This is a genomic window from Geodermatophilus saharensis (genome assembly GCF_900188205.1).
GTDB lineage: Bacteria > Actinomycetota > Actinomycetes > Mycobacteriales > Geodermatophilaceae > Geodermatophilus > Geodermatophilus saharensis.
Map to the genome: position 1 here is coordinate 202,555 of NZ_FZOH01000005.1, position 16,886 is coordinate 219,440.

Annotated in this window: 20 protein-coding genes; 10 read left to right on the plus strand and 10 right to left on the minus strand. The window is 75.6% G+C overall.

The features are described 5' to 3' along the window. Positions 1 to 32 precede the first annotated feature (32 nt). Both CHC04_RS14325 and CHC04_RS14330 read left to right on the plus strand, forming a co-directional pair. Complete coding sequence (locus CHC04_RS14325) at positions 33 to 410, plus strand: twin-arginine translocase TatA/TatE family subunit (protein WP_089404621.1); 378 nt, start codon at positions 33 to 35, stop codon at positions 408 to 410. A 14-nt stretch (positions 411 to 424) separates the two neighbouring features. Beyond that, on the plus strand, positions 425 to 1,018 hold the full coding sequence (locus CHC04_RS14330) for a mycothiol-dependent nitroreductase Rv2466c family protein (protein WP_217897370.1): 594 nt from the start codon (positions 425 to 427) through the stop codon (positions 1,016 to 1,018). Positions 1,019 to 1,070: 52 nt separating this feature from the next. On the opposite strand, the gene CHC04_RS14335 is transcribed toward CHC04_RS14330, so the two are convergent. Beyond that, a complete protein-coding gene (locus tag CHC04_RS14335; protein ID WP_089404622.1) occupies positions 1,071 to 2,231 on the minus strand; it encodes an Mrp/NBP35 family ATP-binding protein in 1,161 nt (386 codons plus the stop codon). 221 nt (positions 2,232 to 2,452) lie between these two features. On the opposite strand from CHC04_RS14335, the gene CHC04_RS14340 reads away from it, so the two are divergent. From CHC04_RS14340 to CHC04_RS14350, 3 genes are read left to right on the plus strand one after another with little or no spacing between them, the layout of a single operon-like run. Beyond that, complete coding sequence (locus CHC04_RS14340; protein WP_089404623.1) at positions 2,453 to 3,142, plus strand: AzlC family ABC transporter permease; 690 nt, start codon at positions 2,453 to 2,455, stop codon at positions 3,140 to 3,142. Next, positions 3,139 to 3,456: an AzlD domain-containing protein gene (locus CHC04_RS14345; protein ID WP_089404624.1), complete on the plus strand. Its 318-nt coding sequence runs from the start codon at positions 3,139 to 3,141 to the stop codon at positions 3,454 to 3,456. The genes CHC04_RS14340 and CHC04_RS14345 overlap by 4 nt, the downstream gene beginning before the upstream one ends. Position 3,457: 1 nt before the next feature. Next, positions 3,458 to 3,772 carry a chorismate mutase gene (locus CHC04_RS14350; RefSeq protein WP_089404625.1) on the plus strand — a complete coding sequence of 105 codons (315 nt, stop codon included), beginning with the start codon at positions 3,458 to 3,460 and terminating at the stop codon, positions 3,770 to 3,772. 11 nt (positions 3,773 to 3,783) lie between these two features. Here the strand turns inward: CHC04_RS14350 and CHC04_RS14355 are convergent, their stop codons facing one another. The 3 genes from CHC04_RS14355 to CHC04_RS14365 are packed head-to-tail and all read right to left on the minus strand — an operon-like array spanning position 3,784 to position 6,075. After that, a complete protein-coding gene (locus tag CHC04_RS14355) occupies positions 3,784 to 4,260 on the minus strand; it encodes a methylated-DNA--[protein]-cysteine S-methyltransferase (RefSeq protein WP_089404626.1) in 477 nt (158 codons plus the stop codon). Positions 4,261 to 4,304: 44 nt separating this feature from the next. Continuing rightward, on the minus strand, positions 4,305 to 4,844 hold the full coding sequence (locus tag CHC04_RS14360) for a DUF1003 domain-containing protein (protein WP_089404627.1): 540 nt from the start codon (positions 4,842 to 4,844) through the stop codon (positions 4,305 to 4,307). Further along, positions 4,837 to 6,075: a magnesium transporter MgtE N-terminal domain-containing protein gene (locus CHC04_RS14365; protein WP_089404628.1), complete on the minus strand. Its 1,239-nt coding sequence runs from the start codon at positions 6,073 to 6,075 to the stop codon at positions 4,837 to 4,839. Before CHC04_RS14365 ends, CHC04_RS14360 begins: the two co-directional genes overlap by 8 nt. 24 nt (positions 6,076 to 6,099) lie before the next feature. On the opposite strand from CHC04_RS14365, the gene CHC04_RS14370 reads away from it, so the two are divergent. The 4 genes from CHC04_RS14370 (at position 6,100) to CHC04_RS14385 (ending at position 10,373) form a co-directional block, all read left to right on the plus strand. Continuing rightward, positions 6,100 to 6,969 (plus strand): PhzF family phenazine biosynthesis protein, encoded by an 870-nt coding sequence (locus CHC04_RS14370; RefSeq protein ID WP_089404629.1) that lies wholly within the window; start codon positions 6,100 to 6,102, stop codon positions 6,967 to 6,969. Continuing rightward, positions 6,966 to 7,895 carry a DMT family transporter gene (locus CHC04_RS14375; RefSeq protein WP_245817223.1) on the plus strand — a complete coding sequence of 310 codons (930 nt, stop codon included), beginning with the start codon at positions 6,966 to 6,968 and terminating at the stop codon, positions 7,893 to 7,895. Before CHC04_RS14370 ends, CHC04_RS14375 begins: the two co-directional genes overlap by 4 nt. A gap of 163 nt (positions 7,896 to 8,058) precedes the next feature. Further along, entirely contained in the window at positions 8,059 to 9,012 is a 954-nt protein-coding gene (locus tag CHC04_RS14380) for an HpcH/HpaI aldolase/citrate lyase family protein (RefSeq protein WP_089404630.1), read from the plus strand. A 164-nt stretch (positions 9,013 to 9,176) separates the two neighbouring features. After that, positions 9,177 to 10,373, plus strand: coding sequence for an acyl-CoA dehydrogenase family protein (locus tag CHC04_RS14385; RefSeq protein WP_089404631.1), 1,197 nt, complete (start codon positions 9,177 to 9,179; stop codon positions 10,371 to 10,373). A gap of 108 nt (positions 10,374 to 10,481) precedes the next feature. Here CHC04_RS14385 and CHC04_RS14390 read toward each other — a convergent pair whose 3' ends face one another. The 6 genes from CHC04_RS14390 to CHC04_RS14415 all read right to left on the minus strand — a co-directional run bounded on the left by CHC04_RS14390 (position 10,482) and on the right by CHC04_RS14415 (position 15,674). Further along, positions 10,482 to 11,189, minus strand: coding sequence for a DUF4230 domain-containing protein (locus CHC04_RS14390; protein WP_089404632.1), 708 nt, complete (start codon positions 11,187 to 11,189; stop codon positions 10,482 to 10,484). Between the two features lie 155 nt (positions 11,190 to 11,344). Further along, positions 11,345 to 12,136 carry an ABC transporter permease gene (locus CHC04_RS14395; RefSeq protein WP_217897371.1) on the minus strand — a complete coding sequence of 264 codons (792 nt, stop codon included), beginning with the start codon at positions 12,134 to 12,136 and terminating at the stop codon, positions 11,345 to 11,347. Further along, positions 12,133 to 13,065 carry an ATP-binding cassette domain-containing protein gene (locus tag CHC04_RS14400; RefSeq protein WP_217897372.1) on the minus strand — a complete coding sequence of 311 codons (933 nt, stop codon included), beginning with the start codon at positions 13,063 to 13,065 and terminating at the stop codon, positions 12,133 to 12,135. Before CHC04_RS14400 ends, CHC04_RS14395 begins: the two co-directional genes overlap by 4 nt. Positions 13,066 to 13,076: 11 nt before the next feature. Beyond that, entirely contained in the window at positions 13,077 to 13,868 is a 792-nt protein-coding gene (locus CHC04_RS14405) for a DUF4097 family beta strand repeat-containing protein (RefSeq protein ID WP_089404634.1), read from the minus strand. 80 nt (positions 13,869 to 13,948) lie between these two features. Beyond that, entirely contained in the window at positions 13,949 to 14,455 is a 507-nt protein-coding gene (locus CHC04_RS14410; protein ID WP_089404635.1) for a hypothetical protein, read from the minus strand. Positions 14,456 to 14,513: 58 nt separating this feature from the next. Continuing rightward, entirely contained in the window at positions 14,514 to 15,674 is a 1,161-nt protein-coding gene (locus CHC04_RS14415; RefSeq protein WP_176450015.1) for an MFS transporter, read from the minus strand. A 123-nt stretch (positions 15,675 to 15,797) separates the two neighbouring features. Between CHC04_RS14415 and CHC04_RS14420 the strand changes: the two genes are divergently transcribed. Further along, positions 15,798 to 16,853, plus strand: coding sequence for a LacI family DNA-binding transcriptional regulator (locus CHC04_RS14420; RefSeq protein WP_217897373.1), 1,056 nt, complete (start codon positions 15,798 to 15,800; stop codon positions 16,851 to 16,853). The last annotated feature ends 33 nt before the right edge of the window (positions 16,854 to 16,886 follow it).

Below are 16,886 nucleotides of genomic sequence, written 5' to 3' on the forward strand. Positions count from 1 at the left end.
ACCCTGGGTGCGACCGAGGACGGGAGTGGCGGGTGTTCGACTCGATCGGGTGGGGCGAGATCGTCGTCCTGGCGCTGGCCGCGCTGTTCATCTTCGGCCCCGAGCGGCTGCCCACCCTGGCCCGCGACGCCGCCGCCGGCCTCAAGAAGGTCCGCACGGCGCTGACCGGGGTGCGCGCCCAGGTCGACGAGTCCCTCGGCGAGGAGCTCGCCGGCCTGCGCGACCTCGACCTGCGCAAGTACCACCCGAAGACGTTCATCCGGGCCCAGCTGTTCGAGGACGACGACACCCCGCCGGTGCGCCGCGGCAGCGCCACCGCCGCCGGGGCCACCGCCGCGAGCCTGGTGAAGCCGGCCGCGGCGCGGCGCGACCGCAGCATCCCGCCGCCCTTCGACGTCGACGCCACCTGACCCGGGCGCGGGCGGTGGACGCCGAGTGCTGGATCGACCCGAGCTGCCCCTACACCTGGGTGACGGCCTGCTGGCTGTGGGAGGTCGAACGCGTCCGGCCGGTGCGGGTCCGCTGGCACGTCATGAGCCTGTCGGTGCTCGACGAGGGCCGCGACGACGATCCCGAGGGTGATCCGGAGGGCTGGCTGTGGCAGCCGGTGCGGCTGTTCGCCGTGGTCGCCGACCGGCACGGGCAGGATGCGCTGACCGCCCTCTACCGGGCGTGGGGAGGCGCGGTGCACACCCGCGGGGAGTGGCCGGACCCCCGGGTCCTGCTCGAGGAGGTCGGGCTGCCGCGGGACCTGGCGCAGGTCATGGGCTCCGACGCGCACGACCACCTGGTCCGCGCCTCGCACGAGGCCGGCACCCGGCTCGTGGGCACGCACGTCGGCACGCCGCTCGTCGCGGTGCCCGGCTCCCAGGGGCCGGTCGCCTGGTTCGGCCCGGTGCTGTCGCAGGTGCCCCGCGGTGAGGCCGCCGGTCGGCTGTGGGACGGCGTCGGGCTCGTCGCCGCCACCCCGGGGTTCCACGAGGTCCAGGGCGGGCCGCGCGAGCCGCCGCGGACCTGACCCGGAGACGACGGAGGCCCGGTCCCTCGCGGGACCGGGCCTCCGGTGCGTGTCAGCGGCGGACGGGGGTGAGCCCCAGCGACATGCCGGACAGCCCGCGCTGGCGGACGGCGAGGGAGTCGGCGATCTTAGTGAGCGCCTGCGCGGCCGGCGTCTCCGGCTGCGCGAGCACGATCGGGGCACCCGCGTCGCCGGCCTCGCGCAGCCGGGTGTCGAGCGGGATCTGGCCCAGCAGCGGCACCCGCGCGCCGAGCGTGCGGGTCAGCGCGTCGGAGACGGCCTGGCCGCCGCCGGAGCCGAAGACCTCCATGCGCGAGCCGTCGGGCAGCTCGAGCCAGGACATGTTCTCGATGACGCCGACCACCTGCTGGTGGGTCTGCGTGGCGATCGCGCCGGCCCGCTCGGCCACCTCGGCGGCGGCCTGCTGCGGCGTGGTCACCACGAGGATCTCCGCGCCGGGCAGCAGCTGGGCGATGGAGATCGCCACGTCACCGGTGCCGGGCGGCAGGTCGAGCAGCAGCACGTCGAGGTCGCCCCACCAGACGTCGGCGAGGAACTGCTGCAACGCGCGGTGCAGCATCGGCCCGCGCCACACCACGGGGGTGTTGCCCGGGGTGAACATGCCGATCGAGATGACCTTCACGCCCATCGACTGCGGCGGCATGATCATGTTGTCGACCTGCGTCGGCTTGTCCTCGACGCCCAGCATGCGGGGCACCGAGTGGCCGTAGATGTCGGCGTCGACCACGCCCACCGACAGCCCCTTGCGGGCCAGCGCGGCGGCCAGGTTGACCGTGACGCTGGACTTGCCCACCCCGCCCTTGCCGGAGGCGACGGCGTAGACGCGGGTCAGCGAGCCCGGCTGGGCGAAGGGGATCACCGGCTCGGCGGCGTCGGTGCCGCGCACGGTCCGGCGCAGCTCGGCGCGCTGCTCGTCGCTCATGACGTCGAGACCGACCTGCACCGAGGTCACGCCGGGGACGGCGGACACCGCGGTGGTGACCCGGTTGGTGATCGTCTCGCGCATCGGGCAGCCGGCCACGGTGAGGTAGACCTCGACCCGCACCGCGCCGGGGTCGCCGCCGACCCCGATCTGCACGTCCTTGACCATCCCGAGGTCGGTCAGCGGACGGTTGATCTCCGGGTCCTGGACGGTGGCCAGAGCGGCGTTGACGGCGTCGAGCGCCGGCGAGCCGGTCAGCGTGTCGGACATGGGGGTGTGTGTCTCCTTCGACGGGGGGACCCGGCCGCGGCCTGCCGCACGGGGCGGGGACGCGTTCTCCGGGCCACCTGCCACTGTACGGCGGTCGGCACCGGGTGCCGCCCGGCGCGGGGGTGACGTGCTGCGCAGTCCGGCGCCCCGTACCCGTGCAGGTCAACGCCGTGCCGGGCGCCTCCCTTCCCCACCCGGGCGGGTCACTAGCCTCGGCTCCCGTGTCCGGAACCGCCCGCACCGCCGTCCTGCGCGACGCGATCGGGCTGGGGGTCGCCGTCGGTCTCTACGGCGTCGCCTTCGGCGCGGCCGCCGACTCCGCGGGCCTGGACTCCTGGCAGGCCCTGGCCATGTCGCTGCTGATGTTCACCGGCGCCTCGCAGTTCGCCCTCGTCGGCGTGCTCGGCGCCGGGGGCGGCGCGGCGGCGGCCATCGGCAGCGCGCTGCTGCTGGGCACCCGCAACACCGTCTACGGCGTCCGCCTGGCCCCGCTGCTGGCCCCGCGTGGGCTGCTGCGCCGGCTGGGCCTGGCGCACTGGGTGATCGACGAGACGACGGCGCTGGCCGTGGCCGCTCCCGACCGCGACCTCGCCCGGCTGGCGTTCCTCTCCGGCGGCGCGGCGATCTTCACCGTCTGGAACACCACCACGCTGGTCGGCGCCCTCGGTGCCGCGGCGCTGGGGGAGGCCGCGCAGGCGGCGCTGGACGCCGTCGTCCCGGCCGCGTTCCTGGCCCTGCTGTGGCCGCGGCTGCGGGCCGGCGCCGAGGAACCCGCCGTCGCCCGCCGGGTGGCTCTCGGCGGCGCGGCGGTGGCGCTGGCGCTCACCCCGTTCGTGCCGCCCGGCGTGCAGGTGGTGACCGCCGTCGTCGCCGTCGCCCTGGCCGGCCGACCGCAGGAGGGGAGCCGGTGAGCAGCGGGACGCTGTGGGCGGTCGTGCTGGCCGGGTCGCTGGGCTGCTACCTGCTCAAGCTCGCCGGCCTGTCGGTGCCGGCCGCGTGGGTGGAACGCCCGTGGGTCACCCGCATGGTCACCTTCGTCCCCGCCGCGCTGCTGGCCGCGCTCGTGGCGGTGCAGGCGGTGGCGTCGGGGCGCGACCTGGTCGTCGACGGCCGGCTGGCCGGGCTCGCCGTCGCCGCACTCGCGCTCGCGCTGCGCGCCCCGTTCGTCGTCGTCCTGGTGCTCGCCGGTGTCACCGGGGCGCTCGTGCACGTCCTGGGAGGGTGAGGTGGACCGGTTCCCCGACCTCGCCGCCGTCCGCACCGCGATCGACGCGCTCGACGCCGAGCTCGTCGCGCTGCTGGCCCGGCGCGAGCAGCTCGTGCGCGCGGCGGCCCGGTTCAAGACGAACGCGGCGGCGGTGCGCGCGCCGGACCGGGTCGAGCAGGTCGTCGCCCGCGCCCGCTCCCTGGCGGCCGCTCGCGGCGCGAGCCCCGAGGTGGCCGAGCGCGTGTACCGGGCGATGATCGCGGCCTACGTCGAGCTGGAGCTGTCGGCAGCCGCGGTGCGCGAGGACGGGACGGCCGGCTCCTCATCGCCGTGACCGGTGCCGGCTCAGAACAGCCGGGTGTCCCGCTGCTCGAGGTCGAGCAGGAAGCGCTTGCGGGCCAGCCCGCCGCCGAAGCCCACCAGACTGCCGTCGGCCCCGACCACCCGGTGGCAGGGGACGACGACGGCCAGCGGGTTGCGCCCGCACGCGAGGCCCACGGCCTGCGCGCCGCCCGGCTCGCCGACGGCCGCAGCGACCGAGCCGTAGCTGCGGGTCTCCCCGTAGGGGATCCGGGCCAGCTGCCGCCACACGGCCCGCTCGAAGACGCTGCCCACCGGCCGCAGCGGCAGGTCGAAGGCCTCCCGGTCGCCGGCGAGGTACTCACCGAGCTGACCGGCGACGTCGGCGAGGGCGGCGTCGTCCCGCGCGCCGAGGTCGGCCTCGGGGCCCGGTGGCGAGAGGTACAGCCGGACGAGCACGCCGTCGTCGGCGACGACGGTCAGCGGCCCCATGGGGGAGGGCACCACCGCGTGCGCACGCATGCCCCGCAGGGTGCCGCACGGGTGCGACGGAACGGGGGCGCGGGCTACACCGGAGGGTCGGCGAGCGCCGGCTGGGCGGCGTCCTTGTGCCGCTTCTTGCCCTTCTTCTCGCGCTCCTCGGCCGGGTGGGCGTCCACGAGCCGGTTGAGCTCGCCGCGGATGAAGTCGCGGGTGGCCACCTCGCCGATCGCCAGCCGCAGCGCGGCCAGCTCCCGGGCCACGTACTCGGTGTCGGCCCGGGTCTGCGCGGCGCGGGCGCGGTCCTCCTCCGCCTGCACCCGGTCGCGGTCGGCCTGCCGGTTCTGCGCCAGCAGGATCAGCGGCGCGGCGTAGGCGGCCTGGGTGGAGAAGGCCAGGTTGAGCAGGATGAACGGGTAGGGGTCCCAGCGCAGCCGCACGGCGAACACGTTGAGCGCGATCCAGAGCACCACGATGATCGTCTGGACGGCGAGGAAGCGGCCGGTACCGAGGAAGCGGGCGATGGCCTCGGCGAACCGGCCGACCGCGTCGGGGTCCAGGCGCAGGTAGCTGCCCAGCCCGCGGGGCGAGCCGCGGGGGACGTCGAGCCGCCGGCCGTCAGCCACGGCGCGCCCGCTCCCGCCAGTTCTCCGGCAGCAGGTGGTCGAGGACGTCGTCGACGCTCACCGCGCCCACCAGCCGGCCACGGTCGTCGACCACCGGCGCGGCGACGAGGTTGTAGGTGGCGAAGTAGCGGGTGACCTCGGCCAGCGGGGCCTCCGGCCGCAGCGGCTCGAGGTCGTCGAGCACGCCGCTGACCAGGGCCGAGGGGGGCTCGCGCAGCAGCCGCTGGATGTGCGCCAGCCCGAGGTAGCGGCCGGTCGGGGTGGCCGACGGCGGGCGGCAGACGTAGACCTGGCTGGCCAGCGACGGGGTGAGCTCCGGCTCGCGCACGCGGGCCAGCGCCTCGGCGATCGTCGCGTCGGGGGTGAGGATCACCGGCTCGCTGGTCATGATCCCGCCGGCGGTGTCCTCGGAGTACTGCAGCAGCTGGCGCACCGGCTCGGCCTCGCCGGGCTCCATGAGCTCCAGCAGCCGGTTGCGGTCGACGTTGGACAGCTCGGAGAGCAGGTCGGCGGCGTCGTCGGGGTCCATCTCCTCGAGGACGTCGGCGGCCCGCGCCTCCTCCAGGGTCTGCAGGATCGCCATCTGCTCGGTCTCGGGCAGCTCGCCGAGCACGTCGGCCAGCCGCTGGTCGTCGAGGGCGCCGGCCACCTCGTGCCGCCGCTTGACCGGCAGGTCCTGCAGCGCGTGGGCGAGGTCGGCGGCGTTGAGCTCGCGGTAGGTGGCGATCAGCGTCTCGGCGCCCTGGCCGGTCTCGGACAGCGCCAGCCCCGACACCTCGTCCCAGGCCAGCTGGTGCAGCTGCCCGCGCCGGCCCAGCCGGCCGGGCTCCTGGACGGCGAGCCGGGTGACCTCCCACTCGCCGGTGCGGGTCTGCTCGATCCCCGCGTCGACGACGGTGGCGCGGCGGCCGGACTCGCGGAGGGTGACCGTGCGGTCGAGCAGCTCGCCGAGCACCAGCGTCTCGCCGCGCCGCTGCTCGAAGCGCTTGAGGTTGAGCGTGCCCGAGGAGAGCACGATCGCGCCGGGGTCGACCGTGGTGACCCGGCCCATCGGCACGAAGATGCGGCGGCGGGCCACCACCTCCACGACCAGGCCCAGCACCCGGGGACTGGCGGTGCCCACGCGCAGCGCCACGACCAGGTCGCGCACCCGCCCGACCCGGTCGCCGTTGGGGTCGAAGACGGGGAGCCCGGCGAGCCGAGAGACGTAGGCCCTGGTCACCGTGCTCACGGTCGGTGAGGTTACCGTCGGCGGGTGGCCGCCCCCGGTTCCGTGGAGTACGAGGTCGTCGACGTCTTCGCCCCGCGGGCGTTCGCGGGCAACCCGCTGGCGGTCGTCTTCGACGCCGACGAGCTGAGCACCGCCCAGTGCCAGGCGCTGGCCAACGAGTTCGCGCTGTCGGAGACGTCGTTCCTCTGCGCGCCCACCGAGCCCGGCGCGTCCTACCGGGTCCGCATCTTCACCCCCTGGGCCGAGCTGCCCTTCGCCGGGCACCCCAGCGTCGGCGCGGCGCACACGCTGGTGCGCACCGGCCGGCTGCCCGCGGGCACGCTGCACCAGGAGTGCGGCGCCGGCGTCCTGCCCGTCGAGGTGACCGAGGAGGGCGCCACCCTGACCGGCGGGCGCCCGACCATCGAGGACGGGCCCGACCCGGAGGTCCTCGCCGAGGCGGTGGGGCTGGCGGCGGCCGACGCCGTCGGCGTGCCCGCGTCGGTGGCCGGCTGCGGACTGCCGTGGACCTTCCTCGCCGTGCACCCCGGCGTCGTCGACCAGGCCGCGCCCGACCCCGCCGCGCTGTCCGGGCTGGGCCTGGGGGAGGGCGTGGCGGTGCTGAGCTGGGACGCCGCGTCCTCGACCGCCTACGCCCGCGTGTTCGCCGACGACCTGCGCTGGAGCGAGGACCCCGCCACCGGCTCGGCCGCGCTCGGCGCCGGCGTCTGGCTGGTCGCCTCCGGGCTGCTGGCACCCGACGGCACGTCGTCCTACACCGTGCGCCAGGGCGAGGCGCTGGGCCGCCCGTCGGTGCTGCGGTGCACGGTCACCGCCACCGCCGGCCGGGCGGAGGCCGCCACGGTGGCCGGCGCGGTGATGCCGGTCGCGGCCGGTCGCATCCGCGTCCCGTGAGCGCGGGCACGGCGGCGGTCGACCCGTGGGCGGTGCACCGCCCGGGCGCCCGCGACGTCGGGCTGATGGCGGTCGCCGTCGTCGGGATCTCGTTCTCCGGGCCGCTGACCGCGCTGGTCACCACCTCGTTCCTGGCGATCGCCTTCTGGCGCAACGCCGCCGGCGCGGCGCTGCTCGTGCCGGTGCTGCTCGGCCGCGAGCGGGGCACGCTGACCGGCCTGCGGCCGCGGGACCTGACGACGTCGGTGGTGGCCGGGCTCTTCCTCGCCGCGCACTTCGCCGCGTGGCTGCCCAGCCTGTCCATGACCACGGTCGCCGCGTCGACGGCGCTGGTCACCACCACCCCGATCTGGACGGCGCTGGCCGCGCGCGTCTCCGGCGTCCAGCTGCCCGTGCAGGTGTGGACCGGGCTGGCACTGGCCGTCGTCGGTGCGGCGCTCATCGCCGGGGTCGACGTCGCGGTGAGCCTGGAGGCGCTGGCCGGTGACGGGCTGGCGCTGCTCGGCGCGATCTGCGCCGCCGGCTACATGCTGGCCGGCGCCCGGGCGCGCACCCGGCTGGCGACGTCGGCCTACTCCGTCGTCTGCTACTCCACCTGCGCGGTGGTGCTGGCGGTCGCGGCGCTGGTGACCACCACCCCGCTCGCCGGGTTCAGCGCCCGCGACTGGTGGCTGATCGCGGCCATCACCGTCTGCGCGCAGATCCTCGGGCACACGCTGCTCAACCTGGTGCTGTCCACGGTCGGGCCCACGGTGGTCGGCCTGGCGGTGCTGCTCGAGGTGCCGGGGGCGCTGCTGGTGGCGCTGGTGCTGCTGCAGCAGACGCCGCCGCTGCTCGCGCTGCCGGGCCTGGCCGCCGTCGTCACCGGGGTGGCGCTGGTGGTGCGGGCCGGCCGGCCGCCGACGCCGGTCGAGCCGGTCACCTGACGAAGGACTCCCTCGCCCCCCTGCACGGACCTCCCTGCCCCCCACCGCTCGCAGGCTCGCGGCGGGCCCCTGCAGGGAGGCCGACTGCCGCTCGTGGCGAGACCCTGCGAGGGGCCGACGGGCCGTCACTACCCTCCGGTCAACGATCACCACTGGAGGCACCGTGGCCGAGCTCCGATCCCGCCGTTCCAACCTCGCCGTCCCGGGCAGCAACCCGCGCTTCCTGGAGAAGGCCAAGGGGCTGCCGGCCGACCAGGTGTTCCTCGATCTCGAGGACGCCGTCGCGCCGCTGGCCAAGCCGGGCGCGCGCAAGAACATCGTGGCGGCGCTGAACGAGGGCGGCTGGGGCGGGCGGATCCGCACGGTCCGGGTCAACGACTGGACGACGGAGTGGACCTACCGCGACGTCGTCGAGGTGGTCGAGGGCGCCGGCGCCGAGCTGGACTGCATCATGCTGCCCAAGGTGGCCGACGCCGCCCAGGTCGCGGCGCTGGACCTGCTGCTCACCCAGATCGAGAAGGCCAACGGCCTGGAGGTCGGGCGGATCGGCATCGAGGCGCAGATCGAGACCGCGCAGGGGCTGATCAACGTCAACGAGATCGCCTTCGCCAGCCCGCGGATCGAGACGATCATCTTCGGCCCCGCCGACTTCATGGCCAGCATCAACATGAAGTCGCTGGTAGTGGGCGCGCTGCACCCCGACTACCCGGGCGACCCGTTCCACCACATCCTCATGACCATCCTCATGGCCGCCCGCGCCCGCGGCGTGCAGGCCATCGACGGGCCCTTCCTGCAGGTGCGCGACGTCGACGCCTTCCGCGAGGTGGCCAAGCGCTCGGCGGTGCTCGGCTTCGACGGCAAGTGGGTGCTGCACCCGGGCCAGATCGACGCCGCCAACGAGATCTACGCGCCCTCGCAGGCCGACTACGACCACGCCGAGCTCATCCTCGACGCCTACGACTGGTACACGTCGGAGGCCGGCGGGAAGAAGGGCTCGGCCATGCTCGGCGACGAGATGATCGACGAGGCCAGCCGCAAGATGGCGCTGGTCATCGCCGGCAAGGGCCGCGCCGCGGGCATGTCGCGCACGTCGTCGTTCACCCCGCCCGAGTCCTGAGGCGCTGAGGCATCGGAAGCTCTCCGCACGTCTTGAGGCGTGGGACGTGCGGAGAGCTTCCTGTGCCGGGGACGTCCCGTCGTGACCGGGGACACAGGGGCGGCGGCCGGGGGGTGGCCCATACTCGCCGGTAACACGGACACCGGAGTCCCGGAGGAGCAGACGTGGCCCGACTGGCACAGACCGCCGACCTGACCGACGTCCAGCAGGAGATCCTGTCGACGGTCAGGAGCTTCGTGGACAAGGAGATCATCCCGCACGCCCAGGAGCTCGAGCACGGCGACGTCTACCCGACCGAGATCGTCGACGGGCTCAAGGAGCTGGGCATCTTCGGGCTGATGATCCCGGAGGAGTACGGCGGTCTGGGCGAGTCGCTGCTGACCTACGCGCTGGTGGTCGAGGAGATCGCCCGCGGCTGGATGAGCGTCTCGGGCGTCATCAACACCCACTTCATCGTCGCCTACATGATCCGCCAGCACGGCACGCCGGAGCAGAAGGAGCACTTCCTCCCGCGGATGGCCACCGGCGAGGTGCGCGGCGCGTTCTCGATGTCCGAGCCGGGGCTGGGTTCCGACGTCGCCGGCATCCGCACCAAGGCCGTCCGCGACGGCGACTCCTACGTCGTCGACGGCCAGAAGATGTGGCTGACCAACGGCGGGTCCTCCACGCTGGTCGCCGCGCTGGTGCGCACCGACCTGGGTGCCGACAAGCCGCACCAGAACCTGACGACGTTCCTGGTGGAGAAGCCCGCCGGCTTCGGCACCGTGGCTCCGGGCCTGACCATCCCCGGCAAGATCGACAAGATGGGCTACAAGGGCGTCGACACCACCGAGCTGGTGTTCGACGGCTACCGCATCGGCGCGGACATGGTGCTCGGCGGGGAGCCCGGCCGCGGCTTCGCGCAGATGATGGACGGCGTCGAGGTGGGCCGGGTCAACGTCGCCGCCCGCGCCTGCGGCATCTCCATCCGCGCCTTCGAGCTCGCCGTCGAGTACGCCCAGCAGCGGGAGACGTTCGGCAAGCCCATCGCCCAGCACCAGGCGATCGCCTTCCAGCTCGCGGAGATGGCGACCAAGGTGGAGGCGTCGCACCTGATGATGGTCAACGCCGCCCGGCTCAAGGACGCCGGTCAGCGCAACGACGTCGAGGCGGGGATGGCCAAGCTGCTGGCCAGCGAGTACTGCGCCGAGGTGACCACCCAGTCGTTCCGCATCCACGGCGGCTACGGCTACTCCAAGGAGTACGAGATCGAGCGGCTCATGCGCGAGGCGCCGTTCCTGCTCATCGGCGAGGGCACCAGCGAGATCCAGAAGACAATCATCAGCCGCGGTCTGCTCAAGGAGTACGGCCTCCGCCGCTGACGCAGGACCCCCTGCCCGTCACTCGCAGGCTCGTGGCGGGTCCCTGCAGGGGGCCGATCGGGAACGCGAGCGGCCCGGGACCACCTCGGTCCCGGGCCGCCCGCGCTCTCAGCCGGCGCTGTCGGCGGTCTCCTCGAAGCGGACCTCGACCTCGTCGACGCCGAACGACCGGGCCAGGCCGGTCAGCATCTCGCGGGTGTTGGTCTCGGCGCGCTCGCGCAGGTCGCTCTCGGCGGCCGCCGCGGTCAGCCGGTCCTCGGCCAGCGCGTAGAGCTCGCTGTCGTCGACCGGGTCGTCGCCGACCGCGTCGCCGATCCGCTCGACCAGCCCCCGGTCCCGGTCGAGGACACGGCTCTCCTCCGGGTCGATCCGGACCTCGTCCAGCCGCGGCGCCGGCAACTCGATCGTCGCGACGGTGCCGTCGCCGGAGAGGGTCACCGCCCCGGCGTCCAGGCCGGAGAAGTCCACGTAGGCGTCGGCGGTCCCGGTCGCGAGGAGCTGGACCCGCTCGCCGCTGATGGCCGACGGCACGTACCGGGTGTCCACCTCCCGGTCCACGACGACCTGGAACGCGCCCGTCGCCGCGTGGTACTCGTGCAGGTCCTCGAGGGCGAGCAGCAGCGGGGTCGTGCTCCGGTCGACCTCGTCCCGCCCGAACGGGTCCTCGGGCAGCCAGCCGGCGACCTGCAGCCCGACCGGCACGAGCACGGCCGCGCCCGCACCGGCCGCCGCGAGGCGGAGGAGGCCGCGGCGACGGCGGCGCGGAGCCGGCCGCACGTCGGGGGAGGCGGAGCGGGACGACAGCAGCGTGGGCATGCGCGGCCTCTCGGGGCGGGGGAGGGGAGGCGTGCTCGACCGGGGCGGTGCTCATCCGGGGTGGTGCTCATCCGGGGTGGTGCTCGTCCGGGGCGGTGCTGACCCGGAGAGCGTCGGGCGCGCCGCCGGCATTCCCGGGCGGCGGCGCGACGTGGCTAGCGGGCCGGGCGCCGCTCGTAGCGGGCCCGGGCCCACAGGTACCCGACGAGGGCGATGCCGGCGCACCAGGCCGTGGCCACCCACCAGCTCGACCCGACCGCGGTGCCGGTGAGCAGGCCGCGCAGCGTCTCGATCACCGGCGTGAACGGCTGGTGCTCGGCGAACCACCGCAGTCCGGCCGGCATCGACTCGACCGGCACGAACCCGCTGCCGAAGAAGGGCAGCAGGATCAGCGGCATCGGCAGGTTGCTGGCCGCCTCGACCGTCTTCGTGCTCAGCCCCATGGCCACCGACAGCCACGCCAGCGCGAAGCTGGTCACCGCCAGGAGCGCGGCCGCGGCGAGCCACTCCACCGGGGTGGCGTCCGGCCGGAAGCCGACGAGCAGGGCGACGGCGACGACGACGAGCAGCCCGGCCATCGTCTGCACCACCGCGCCGACGACGTGGCCGGTGAGCACCGCGGCGCGGGCGATCGACATGGTCCGGAACCGGGCGATGATCCCCTCGGCGACGTCCATGGCGACGCCGATCGCGGTGCCCTGGGCGCCGCCGGCGATCGCGAGCACGAGGATCCCGGGCACGACGTAGGCGACGTACTCCGGGCGGCCGCCGGCCGGCCCGCCGAGCCCGGCACCCAGCGTGCCGCCGAGGACGTGGACGAACAGCAGCAGCATGACGATCGGCACGGCGGCGACCACCAGCGTCAGGCCGGGGTAGCGCGCCGCGCGTCTCAGGTTGCGCCGCAGCATGGTCGCGGAGTCGCTCAGCGTGAGGGCGAGCGTGGTCACGAGGACACCTCCTCGAGGGCGGTCCGGCCGGTGAGGGCCAGGAAGACGTCGTCCAGGTCGGGGGTGTGCACGGTCAGCCCGGCGACGTCGACGCCGGCGTCGTCGAGGCGGGCCGGCAGCGCCCGCAGCGCCGCCACGCTGCCGTCGCCCGGCACCTCCAGCGCCAGCGAACCGGCGTCCGGCGCCTGGACGCCGAGCGCCCGCGCGGCGTCGTCGAGACCGGCCCCGTCGTCGAACCGCAGCCGCACGTGCCCGCCGGGCACCAGCCGCTTGAGCTCCTCGGCGGTGCCCTCCGCCACCAGCCGGTCGCCGTCGAGGACGCCGATCCGGTCGGCGAGCTGGTCGGCCTCCTCGAGGTACTGGGTGGTGAGCAGGACCGTGACGCCGTCGGCGACGAGGTCGCGGACGGCGTCCCACACGGCGCGGCGGCTGCGCGGGTCCAGCCCGGTGGTCGGCTCGTCGAGGAAGACCACCCGGGGGTCGCCCATGAGCCCCATGGCCAGGTCCAGCCTCCGGCGCATGCCGCCGGAGTAGGTGGCCGGCACTCGGTCGGCGGCCGCCTCGAGGTCGAAGCGGGCGAGCAGCGCCGCGGCGCGGCGGCGCGTCTCCCGCCGGCCGAGGTGGTGCAGGTCGCCCATGAGCCGGAGGTTCTCCGCGCCGGTGAGCAGGCCGTCGACGGCGGAGAACTGGCCGGTCAGCGCGATCGCGGCGCGCACCGCGCCGGGTTCGCGGGCCAGGTCGTGCCCGGCGACGCGCACCTCGCCGGCGTCGGCGGGGAGCAGCGTCGACAGCACGTCGACGGTGGTGGTCTTCCCGGCGCCGTTGGGGCCGAGCAGGGCGTAGACGGTGCCCTCGGCCACGGTGAGGTCCAGCCCCTCGAGGACGACGGTGGAGCCGAAGGCCGTGCGGAGTCCGACGACGGAGATCACCGCAGGTCCCCTCACGCCCGGCGGACGAGGATGTCGCCGTAGCCGGTGCGCGCCCGCAGCTCGACGGTCCCGCCGGCGTCGTCGGGACCGTCGGCGGCCGTGAGCTCGTTGCGGATGCTGCCCGCGGCCGCCTGCAGGTCCAGCCAGGCCGCGGTGCCCGCGGGGATCCCGGCCTCGACCTCGCCGTAGGCGGTCTCCAGCACCACCGACCCGCCCACCGCCTCGCCGACGCGGACCCTGCCGTACCTCGTGCTGCCGAGCAGCGAGCCGGCGGCGCGGTCGACGGTGACGTCACCGCAGGAGGTCTGCAGCCGGGCGTCGCCGTCGGTGCGGCCGACCCGCACGTCGCCGTAGGCGGTGTGCACGACCGCGTCGCCGTCCACGGCCCCGGCGGTGACGCCGCCGCTGCTGGTGCGCGCCCGCAGCCTCGTGGCGGTGTCCAGCCGGAGGTCGCCGTAGCGGGTCTCGAGGGCGACGGCGCCGAGCCGGCCGGAGCAGGAGACGTCGCCGGCCGTCGTCCGCACGTCGAGCGCCGAGCCCTCGGGCAGGACGACGTCGACGTCGACCTCGCCGCCGGAGCCGAGGAACAGCAGCCGCGGGCGGCCGGTGGTGCGGACCAGCAGGTGCCCGTCGGCGTAGGTGACGGTGGCCTGCTCGGCGGCCTGCACGTCGGCGCTGCTGCGCTCGTCGCGCGGCCGCACGGTGACCTCCGTGACGGCACGGTCGGTGGCCCGGACGCGGACTCCGCCGGCGGCGACGTCGATGCGGGCGCTGATCGGGTCGGGGGTGTCGAAGGTGGGCATGGCGGCGCCTCCTGGGCGTGCCGGGTCGGCCCCCGTCCGGTCGGCCGGGGGTGCGGTGCGGGCGGGGTGCGGGGGCGGGGCTAGCGGACCCAGCCGGTGTAGGACTGGCCCGACGACCACCGCGAGCGGCGGGCCTCGGGAGCCGGGGGACGGTCGGCGCGGGCGACGGCGTCGGCGACGACCCGGACCAGCCAGGTGTTGACCGAGGAGCCCAGGCGGGCGGCGGCCTCCTCGACCCGGACCTTGAGCGTCTCGGGCAGCCGCAGGGTGATGCGGATCGTGCTGCCGTCGTCGGCGTCGGGGACCGCCGTCTCGGGGGCCGGCGCGGGCGGGTGCTCCTCGGCCGGGGGAGGGGTGACGACGAAGCCGATGTCACTGCCGCGCAGCCGCACGTCGACGGAGCCGGGGGCGAGCTGGCCGGTGATCTCCTCGGCCGCGGCCGACAGTGCGCTGAGCAGGGCCAGCCGGACCGAGGACTCGAGCGGGGCGGTCAGCCGCTCGGCGAGGGCCTGGGCCTCCTCCCCGCCCGGGGCGGCGGCCAGCGCGAGCTCCCGGCGGAGCTGGTCGACGAACGGCGTGAGGTCCATGACGTCACCATGACACCACCATGACGTCATCTGCAAGACCCGTGACACCGCGGTGGTGTCACGGGGGCGGCGGCCCTCCGGCGGGGCGGTCCCGGGCGCGCAGACCGGTGAGCAGCAGCAGGATGCCGGCGCCGATGAGCACGGGCTCCAGCGTGAAGGCGACGGTCAGCCCGTGGGCGTCGGCCAGGCTGCCGAGGAGGAAGGGCGCCGCCGCGGTGACCAGGCCGCCGAGGAGCTGGGTGCGGGCGTTGGCCGGGTCCTCACGTCCGGGGGCGGCGCCGAGGGTCAGCGCCACCGAGAGCGGATAGAGGTTGGCGATGCCCGTTCCGCAGACGAACAGGCCCAGCACCGCGGGCGCCGGGTGGTCGCTCAGCCAGAACAGCAGGAACCCGGCGGCGGTGACCGCCATCGACACGTGCAGCAGCGGAACGGTCCGGCCGGGGCGACGGGTCAGGACCGCGCCGGCGAGGCGGCCGACCAGCAGGCCGAGGTAGTTGCTGCTGAGCGCGGTGGCGGCCGCGGCGGTGCTCAGGCCGGTGCCGACCAGCACCTCGGTGCCGAAGTAGACCAGGCAGAACTCCACGGCGATGCCGACCGCGGTCAGCGCGGCGAAGAGCCGGGCGGCCGGGGGCAGTCGTCCCGAGCGAGGTGGCGGGGGAGGCGTGCCCCGGTCGTCGCGAGGCCGAGGGGTCGCCGTCAGCGGGAGGCCGCGGTACCGCAGGTACAGGGCGACGAGGGCGAGCGCCGGCAGCGCGAAGGCGGCGCGCCAGCCGGCCGGGCTGCCCGCGAGTGCGCCCAGGGCCAGCGGCGCGGTCACCGCGCAGGCCGCCGCGCCGACGTTGGCCTCGCTCAGGGCCAGGTCCCGCCGGGCGCCGTGCCGGTCGGACAGCACCGCCTGGACCACCGCGAGCAGGGTCGTCCCGGCCACTCCCAGCACCACGGCCCCGGCCAGGGTGGGGGTGATCCCGGAACCGAGGGTGAACAGCGCGGCGCCGGCGACGGTGGCCAGGGCGGAGCCCCACAGCAACGCGCGGCGCGGCAGGTGACGGGCGGCGACCGCGAACCCGGCGCCGGCGAGTGCGGCACCACCCGACCACAGCACGGAGTACAGGCCCAGCACGGTGTAGGAGAAGTGCAGCTCGTCGCGCAGCAGGGTCAGCGCGGGCCCGAAGGCGTACAGCCAGAACGTGAAGGCGGCCAACGTCGCGTACGCGACCACGGTCGGTGCGTCCCGCACGAAGGGGTCGGAGTCGACCACCGGGGCCGGCCCGGGTGCGGGGGAGACCTCGGACGACGGATCCGCAGCACGCCGTGTGTATCGATACACAGCTAGAATCTACGGGTGGACAGGACCGGCGGCGACCCGTCGCGGCGTCCGACGATGCGGGAGGTGGCCCGCGCCGCCGGCGTCTCGCCGATGACGGTGTCCTACGCCTACTCGCGGCCCGGGCGGGTCTCTGCCGAGGCCGCGGCCCGGGTGCGCGCGGCGGCGCAGGCGCTCGGCTACCCCGGTCCGCACCCGGCCGCCCGCTCCCTGCGGCGGGGACGCGTCGGCAGCCTCGGGGTGGTGCTCGGTGAGCGCCTGGGCTACGCCTTCGACGACCCCCAGGCCGCCCGGTTCCTGGCCGGGGTCGCCGACGTCTGTGCCGCCGAGGGCGTCGGGCTCACGCTGGTCCCGATCACCGGCGCGCCCAGCGATCCTGAGCGCGTCGCCCGGGCGGTGGTCGACGGCTTCGTCGTCTGGACCACCAGCGACGACGACCCGGTGCTCGACGCGGTGGCCGACACCGGGCTGCCCGCCGTCGTCCACGCCGGTCCCCACCGGCGGGGACTGCCGGTGGTCGGCATCGACGACCGTGCCGCCGCCACGGCGATCGGCCGGGTGGCCTTCGCCGGTGCGCGTCGGCCGGTGGTGCTCGGCTTCCCCCTCGACCGGGACCGGGCCCGCCGGCTGCTCACCGGCCCGGCCGTGGGGCCGGCGCGCTTCCCGGTCACCCGGCACCGGTGGGAGGGACTGCGCGACGCCTGGACCGGGGCCGGGCACGCTCCCGAGGAGCTGCGGTTCGCCGTCTGCCCGGTGAACGACGCCGGGCACGGGGAGGCCTTCACCGCCGAGCTGCTCCGGAGCCCGCACCGCCCGGACGCCGTCGCCGCGATGAGCGACGAGCTCGCGCTCGGGGCCCTGCGGGCGGTGGCGGCCGCGGGACTCGACGTCCCCGACGACGTCGCGGTGACGGGCTGGGACGACAGTGACGCCGCCGGGCGCGCCGGGCTGACCACGCTCGCGCAGTCGCTGCGCCGGCAGGGGTCCCGCTGCGCCCTGGTCGCGCTGGGCCTCGAGCCCGGGGACCCGGCGCCGGACGAGTGGCGGGTGGTGGTGCGGGGCACCACCCGCTGAGCGCGCGAGGGCCCCGGGGGTCCCGGGGCCCTC

What these genes read in the sequence shown, in the direction of transcription:
- CHC04_RS14335 (WP_089404622.1), bottom strand. Translation starts at nt 2,231, where the DNA reads ATGTCCGACACGCTGACCGGCTCGCCGGCGCTCGACGCCGTCAACGCC.
- CHC04_RS14355 (WP_089404626.1), bottom strand. Translation starts at nt 4,260, where the DNA reads ATGCGTGCGCACGCGGTGGTGCCCTCCCCCATGGGGCCGCTGACCGTC.
- CHC04_RS14390 (WP_089404632.1), bottom strand. Translation starts at nt 11,189, where the DNA reads ATGCCCACGCTGCTGTCGTCCCGCTCCGCCTCCCCCGACGTGCGGCCG.
- CHC04_RS14405 (WP_089404634.1), bottom strand. Translation starts at nt 13,868, where the DNA reads ATGCCCACCTTCGACACCCCCGACCCGATCAGCGCCCGCATCGACGTC.
- CHC04_RS14410 (WP_089404635.1), bottom strand. Translation starts at nt 14,455, where the DNA reads ATGGACCTCACGCCGTTCGTCGACCAGCTCCGCCGGGAGCTCGCGCTG.